This is a genomic window from Stenotrophomonas sp. 2YAF22 (assembly GCF_052114665.1).
Classification (GTDB): Bacteria; Pseudomonadota; Gammaproteobacteria; order Xanthomonadales; family Xanthomonadaceae; genus Stenotrophomonas; species Stenotrophomonas indicatrix.
The window spans coordinates 1-5,926 of the sequence record NZ_JBFRFE010000228.1 but is presented as its reverse complement, the minus strand read 5'-3'; the positions used below and the strand labels follow the sequence as shown (position 1 = coordinate 5,926).

Genomic DNA, 5,926 nt, shown 5'->3' with positions numbered 1-5,926 from the left:
GGGCGGTCAGCAGCGGTGACCGGTAGCCCAGCTCGCGCACTGCCGACACGTGGCGCAGCTACTATGGCGCGAGCATCCAGGCCGTCGAGTCGCTGGCCGACATCCCGCCGGTGGCAGCGCGCCTGAAGTTCCACGATCCGCGCACGTTGCTGACGTCTGAGCGTCTGCAGGCGGCGCAGGAGGCGGGCGATGTCTCGGCGGTGATTGCCGCGCGCATCGGTTTTGGTGAGCACGTTCGGCTGGATGCGCACGGTGATCCCTGCGACGGGCAGATGCTGCACGTCGCCCGCGATACGCCGTTCGGCTGCGTGCTGCGCAGCCGCTTCGTGCTGGGCCTGGACAGTGAAGATCCGCAGCGCGATGCCAACGATGCGATTGGCCTGGGCCTGCTCAAGCACTGTTATACCGAGTTCAGTTTCCTGTCGCGGCTGCTGCCGTCGCTGTACTACGGCGAGCGCGCCAATGGTGAGGCGGTGCCGTTACCGTGGTGAACTCGCGTGCTACGCCAGTAGGGCGTCATAGCCTGCATCGCTGAACTGGATCAGGCAGAAGCCATGGCCGAAGGGATCGGCCAGCACGGCGATCCTTCCCCAGCTGTGTTCGCGCACGGCCTGTTCAAGGATGGCGCCGGCCGCGATCGCGCGGGCAAGCGCAGCGTCGATGTCGGTGACTACCCAGTCCAGATGCACGGGCGTCCAATGACGCTCGTAGTCGCGTACATCGCCGTGCTCGGTCGCTGCGCTGCCGGCATCGCTTTGCAGCAGGTATAGCGGCGTGGGACCACCGAGCAGTTCCAGCGCGCCCGGGCCGAGTCGGCGGCCGAGCCGCAGGCTGAAGGCTTCGGTGTAGAACGCTTCGGCCGCTGCAAGATCGGGGACGTCGAGGTTGACGATGAAGGACATGGTGACGGAGTTCATGGGGACTTTCGTCATGTTGTTGGACGCGGATGTGACGTCTAGGATCGAACTGTAGTTCCAGACCGGGTGCCTCGTCGTTCCGACCGGTGGCCCCGTTGCCAGGGAGGATTCCATGCGGAACCTGGAAGTGGAAGCGCGAGTACGCAAGCTGGAGCAACGGGCAGGCCGATGGCGCTGGCTGCTGGTGGCAGCACCCGTGCTGATGATGTCGATCATGCTGGCCGGTCGTGGTTCTGCCCGGCCGGAGGCCGGCATTGCTGCGGAGATCCGCACCCATCGCCTGATCGTGCTTGACCACCAGGGCCGCAAGCGCGTGGAGATCGGTGAGGACGCGCCGGACCTGGACATCAAGCGCAATGCGCGGGTGGCGGGGCTGATCATCTTCGATGGCAATGAACAGGAACGCGGAGGCATGGTGACTGCCGACGATGGCAGTGCCACGGTTGCTCTCGATGCGCCGCGCGGCGTTGGCTATCGCGTGTCGGATCGGGCCGGGATGAAGGTGGGAGCGGACGGTTCGGCGTTCATCGGTGTCCTGTCCAACGCCGGTGGCTTTGCTGCCAGGCTGGTCGCGCAGGGGGCGGAAGGACAGCTGGAGCTGAACCGGGTGGCTTCTGCTGAAGGCGGAGCCTCCAACCGTGTGATCCACGTGGAAGCCGAGAGCAGGTGACGGACCCATCACAGAGCCAACCAGGGAGTGCAACATGCATGAGCAGGATATGACCGTACGCTTGGAACGACTGGAGCACAGGCTACGGCGCAGGAATCTGCTGGCAGTCTCGATGTTCGTACTGGGCGCATCGTTGGCTCTGGTCGGGACCAGTGTAGCCACGCCCGATGCCGGCGTGGTGCCGGAGATCCGTACCTACAAGCTGACCGTGCTCGACAGTGAAGGGCGCACGCGCGTGCAGATTGCCGAGGATGTGGATGATGTCGCGCGCAACTCGCGCGCAACGGGAATGACGATCTACGATGCGAAAGGCGATGAGCGCGGTGGCATCGGCACCATGGCCAATGGCAGCGCGGTGATGGCGCTGGATGCGCCCGTTGGCGTGGGTTACAAAGTGCGCGACCGGGCGGGTATGAGGGTCGCGGCCGATGGCACGGCCGTGATCACCACGCTGTCCAATGAAGGCAGCTTTGCTGCCAGCCTGGTTGCGCAGGGCAACCAGGGACGGCTTGAACTGAGTCGCAGAGATTCAGCCAAGGGGGAGATCACCACCCGCGTACTGACCCACGACTCGGACGCGACCAAGGTGGAGAAGGCTCCATGACGCTCAAGATGGCACGGCGTGCACCGCATCCACGCGTGGCTGTGCCAGCGGGTAGTCGAGGTAGCCCTCGGTGCCGCCGCCGTAATAGGTGCTGCGATCGGGCACGGCCAGCGGCACATCGCGCTGCAGACGCTCGACCAGATCCGGGTTGGCGATGAACGGCTGGCCAAACGCGGCCAGGTCGATGATGCCGTCCTCGACCAGGCGCAGAGCACGCTCACGGGTGAGGCCACCGGCGAGGATCACGGTGCCGCCGTAGCTCTGCTTGAAGGTCTTCAGGAACGCCTCGCCGATGACGGGCTCGCCGCGCAGGTAGTTGTCGTTCAGATGCACATACGCCAACCCGCGCTTGCCAAGCTCTTCGGCCAGATAAAGATAGCTGGCTTCGTTCTCGGCATAGGCCGGCATGTCGAAGGTCTGGCTGTTCGGCGCCAGGCGCACGCCGACACGATGCGCGCCGATGCGCGAAACCATCGCATCCACGGTGTCCAGGATCAGCCGTGCGCGGTTGCGCAGTGAACCGCCGTACAGATCCTGCCGATCATTGGTGATCGGGTTGAGGAACTGCTCGAACAGGTAGCCGTTGGCGGCATGCAGTTCGATGCCATCGAAGCCGGCGGCGATGGCATTTTCCGCGCCGCGAACGAAGTCGCTGACGATACCCGGCACTTCGTCGGTGCGCAGTGCGCGCGGCGGCGTCGGATCGGCATGACCACGGCTGCCGTCGTCCAGGTACACGAACGAGGTGTTCTTCGGATCGCTCGCCACCGGCCGCGTGCCAGCGCTCACCGGCTGGCCGCCATCGGGCTGCAGCGAGCTGTGTGACATGCGCCCGACGTGCCACAGCTGGGCGAAGATCGCGCCCTGCGCAGCGTGTACGGCGTCGGTGACGAGCTTCCAACCGGCCACCTGCTCGGCCGACCAGATGCCCGGCACGTCGATGTAGCCCTGGCCCTGCGGTGAGACCGGGGTGCCTTCACTGATGATCAGGCCGGCACTGGCGCGCTGCCGGTAATACTGGGCGGTGAGTGCATTGGCGACGGCGCCGGGGTTGCGGGCGCGGGTCATCGGCGCCATCACGATGCGGTTGTGCAGGGGCAGTCCAGTGAGGTCGAAGGGGCGGAACAGGGCGGCGGTCATGTCAGTCATCTCGGAGGTGGGAGGGCGCCAACGGCGCGACAGCACCATGATGGAGTTGACATGCAGGCGCATAAAGGCGGTAGATTTCCCGCCAAGCGGGACTATCTGTCCCCAATGAGTGAGTCTGCCCATGCTGCCTGTCGAATCGTTGAACGGTCTGGCGACCTTCGTCACCACGGCGCGCTCGGCCACCTTCACCGAGGCCGCAGACGCGCTGGGCATCTCCCGCTCGGCGGTCGGCAAGGCCATCGCCCGGCTGGAAACGCGGCTGGGCGTGCGCTTGTTCCATCGCACCACCCGGCGCATCGCGCTGACCACCGACGGCGAGGCGTACTACGCCTCCTGCGCCGCGGCCCTGGATGAAATCGCGGCGGCCGAAGCCTGCCTGGGCTCGGCTGCGCATCTGCCGAGCGGCCGCCTGCGCATCGACATGCCGTCTTCATTCGGGCGGCTGGTGGTGCTGCCGGTGCTGCTGCGCATGTGCAATGAACACCCGGACCTGCAGTTGACGATGACCTTCACCGATCACTTCGTTGACCCGGTGGAAGAAGGCATCGATCTGCTGATCCGCTTTGGTGGCCTGCATCACGCCGAGCACCTGGTCGCGCGCAAGCTGGCCAGCCAGCGCCTGGTGACCTGCGCGTCGCCGGCCTACCTGCAGGCCTATGGTGTGCCGCAGACGCTGGACGAACTGCGCGACCATCGCAGCGTGGTCGGCTTCCGTCATGGCCAGTCGGTGGCGTGGCGGATCGGCAGCGAGGGCACCAACGGCAGCTTCATCCCCAGTGCCACGCACCAGCTCAACGATGGCGATGCGGTGATCGAGGGGGCGATCGCCGGGTTGGGGATCTGCCAGATGCCGATGTCTCTGGTGCGCCATCACCTGGAATCCGGTGCGTTGCAGTCGGTACTGGACCACTGCACGCAGCACCATGTAGACATCCACGCGCTGTGGCCGCAGACGCGGCATCTGCGGCCGAAGGTGCGTTACGTGGTGGAAGAGCTGACCCGGCTGGCCGCAGAGGGGGCCTTTGATTGAGGTCCGGATCGGCTCCTGTATACTATCCCCCAGTATAGTTCCGAGGCCGGTCCGCCATGCCGCACTCTCCCGAAGAGAAAAAGAAGGTTCTGGCCCGCGTGCGCCGCATCCGCGGCCAGTGCGATGCGCTGGACCGCGCGCTGGAAGCCGGCGCCGACTGCGGGCCGGTGCTGCAGCAGATCGCCGCCATCCGTGGCGCGGTCAACGGCCTGATGTCCGAAGTGATGGAAGCGCACCTGCGCGAGGAGTTCGGCCAGCCCGCCGCCTCCGATGAACAACGCGCCGAACGCGTGCGCGACATGAGCGCGTTGATCCGCTCGTACCTGAAATGAACGACGGCGCGACACAGCGCCGCGCATTCTGTTTTCCGCAAGCCCTTTCTGGAGAGTGCCATCATGAAATCCCGTGCCGCCGTCGCCTTTGGTCCCGGCCAGCCGCTGCAGATCGTCGAGATCGACGTCGCCCCGCCGAAGGCGGGCGAAGTGCTGGTCAAGATCACCCACACCGGTGTCTGCCACACCGATGCGTTCACCCTGTCCGGCGATGATCCGGAAGGCCTGTTCCCGGTAGTGCTGGGCCATGAAGGCGCTGGCATCGTGGTGGAGGTGGGCGAGGGCGTGACCAGCGTCAAGCCGGGTGACCACGTGATTCCGCTGTACACCGCCGAATGTGGTGAATGCCTGTTCTGCAAGAGCGGCAAGACCAATCTGTGCGTGTCGGTGCGTGCCACCCAGGGCAAGGGCGTGATGCCCGATGGCACCAGTCGCTTCAGCTACAACGGCGAGCCGATCTATCACTACATGGGCTGCTCGACCTTCAGCGAATACACCGTCGTTGCCGAGGTGTCGCTGGCGAAGATCAACCCGGAAGCGAACCCGGAGCATGTCTGCCTGCTCGGCTGCGGCGTGACCACCGGCATCGGCGCGGTGCACAACACCGCCAAGGTGCAGGAAGGCGACAGCGTGGCCGTGTTCGGCCTGGGCGGCATCGGCCTTGCGGTCATCCAGGGTGCGCGCCAGGCCAAGGCCGGGCGCATCATCGCGGTGGACACCAACCCGTCCAAGTTCGAGCTGGCCCGCGAATTCGGTGCCACCGACTGCATCAACCCGAAGGATCATGACAAGCCGATCCAACAGGTCATCGTTGAAATGACCACCTGGGGCGTGGACCACAGCTTCGAGTGCATCGGCAACGTCAACGTGATGCGTGCGGCGCTGGAATGCGCGCACCGTGGCTGGGGCCAGAGTGTGGTGATCGGCGTGGCCGGTTCGGGTCAGGAGATCTCCACCCGTCCGTTCCAGCTGGTCACCGGCCGCAAGTGGATGGGCACCGCGTTTGGTGGCGTGAAGGGCCGCAGCCAGCTGCCGGGCATGGTCGAAGACGCGATGAAGGGCGATATCGAGCTGGCCCCGTTTGTCACCCACACCATGGACCTGGACAAGATCAACGAAGCTTTCGAGCTGATGCATGAAGGCAAGTCGATCCGTTCGGTCGTCCATTACTGAGGCGCGTCATGGGCTGGCTGGATGCCCTGCGCCGGCCACGTGCGGAAGACC

General features: G+C 65.5%; 7 protein-coding genes and 1 pseudogene. 6 read left to right on the top strand and 2 right to left on the bottom strand.

The features are described from left to right. Nucleotides 1-53: 53 nt before the first annotated feature. Nucleotides 54-491: pseudogene (locus tag AB4Y84_RS10810) on the top strand (DAPG hydrolase family protein); the annotation flags it as partial. Nucleotides 492-500: 9 nt separating this feature from the next. Here the strand turns inward: AB4Y84_RS10810 and AB4Y84_RS10805 are convergent. Beyond that, nucleotides 501-917, bottom strand: a complete 417-nt coding sequence (locus tag AB4Y84_RS10805) for a VOC family protein (protein WP_363731653.1) — start codon at nt 915-917, stop codon at nt 501-503. A 112-nt stretch (nt 918-1,029) separates the two neighbouring features. Here AB4Y84_RS10805 and AB4Y84_RS10800 point away from each other — a divergent pair, with 112 nt between their 5' ends. Then, complete coding sequence (locus AB4Y84_RS10800) at nt 1,030-1,587, top strand: hypothetical protein (protein WP_108265918.1); 558 nt, start codon at nt 1,030-1,032, stop codon at nt 1,585-1,587. 49 nt (nt 1,588-1,636) lie between these two features. After that, a complete protein-coding gene (locus AB4Y84_RS10795) occupies nt 1,637-2,191 on the top strand; it encodes a hypothetical protein (RefSeq protein ID WP_394198331.1) in 555 nt (184 codons plus the stop codon). A gap of 3 nt (nt 2,192-2,194) precedes the next feature. Here AB4Y84_RS10795 and AB4Y84_RS10790 read toward each other — a convergent pair whose 3' ends face one another. Next, nucleotides 2,195-3,331 carry an alkene reductase gene (locus tag AB4Y84_RS10790; protein ID WP_442244389.1) on the bottom strand — a complete coding sequence of 379 codons (1,137 nt, stop codon included), beginning with the start codon at nt 3,329-3,331 and terminating at the stop codon, nt 2,195-2,197. 130 nt (nt 3,332-3,461) lie between these two features. Between AB4Y84_RS10790 and AB4Y84_RS10785 the strand changes: the two genes are divergently transcribed. From AB4Y84_RS10785 to AB4Y84_RS10775, 3 genes are all read left to right on the top strand, one after another. Continuing rightward, nucleotides 3,462-4,370: a LysR family transcriptional regulator gene (locus tag AB4Y84_RS10785; RefSeq protein WP_033831994.1), complete on the top strand. Its 909-nt coding sequence runs from the start codon at nt 3,462-3,464 to the stop codon at nt 4,368-4,370. 56 nt (nt 4,371-4,426) lie between these two features. Beyond that, entirely contained in the window at nt 4,427-4,702 is a 276-nt protein-coding gene (gene frmR / locus AB4Y84_RS10780) for a formaldehyde-responsive transcriptional repressor FrmR (RefSeq protein ID WP_005411009.1), read from the top strand. 63 nt (nt 4,703-4,765) lie between these two features. Further along, nucleotides 4,766-5,875: an S-(hydroxymethyl)glutathione dehydrogenase/class III alcohol dehydrogenase gene (locus AB4Y84_RS10775; protein ID WP_442244388.1), complete on the top strand. Its 1,110-nt coding sequence runs from the start codon at nt 4,766-4,768 to the stop codon at nt 5,873-5,875. The last annotated feature ends 51 nt before the right edge of the window (nt 5,876-5,926 follow it).

Coding starts and splice junctions, on each gene's coding strand:
- AB4Y84_RS10775 (WP_442244388.1), top strand. CDS start 4,766: ATGAAATCCCGTGCCGCCGTCGCCTTTGGTCCCGGCCAGCCGCTGCAG.
- AB4Y84_RS10805 (WP_363731653.1), bottom strand. CDS start 917: ATGAACTCCGTCACCATGTCCTTCATCGTCAACCTCGACGTCCCCGAT.
- AB4Y84_RS10790 (WP_442244389.1), bottom strand. CDS start 3,331: ATGACCGCCGCCCTGTTCCGCCCCTTCGACCTCACTGGACTGCCCCTG.
- frmR (WP_005411009.1), top strand. CDS start 4,427: ATGCCGCACTCTCCCGAAGAGAAAAAGAAGGTTCTGGCCCGCGTGCGC.
- AB4Y84_RS10795 (WP_394198331.1), top strand. CDS start 1,637: ATGACCGTACGCTTGGAACGACTGGAGCACAGGCTACGGCGCAGGAAT.
- AB4Y84_RS10785 (WP_033831994.1), top strand. CDS start 3,462: ATGCTGCCTGTCGAATCGTTGAACGGTCTGGCGACCTTCGTCACCACG.
- AB4Y84_RS10800 (WP_108265918.1), top strand. CDS start 1,030: ATGCGGAACCTGGAAGTGGAAGCGCGAGTACGCAAGCTGGAGCAACGG.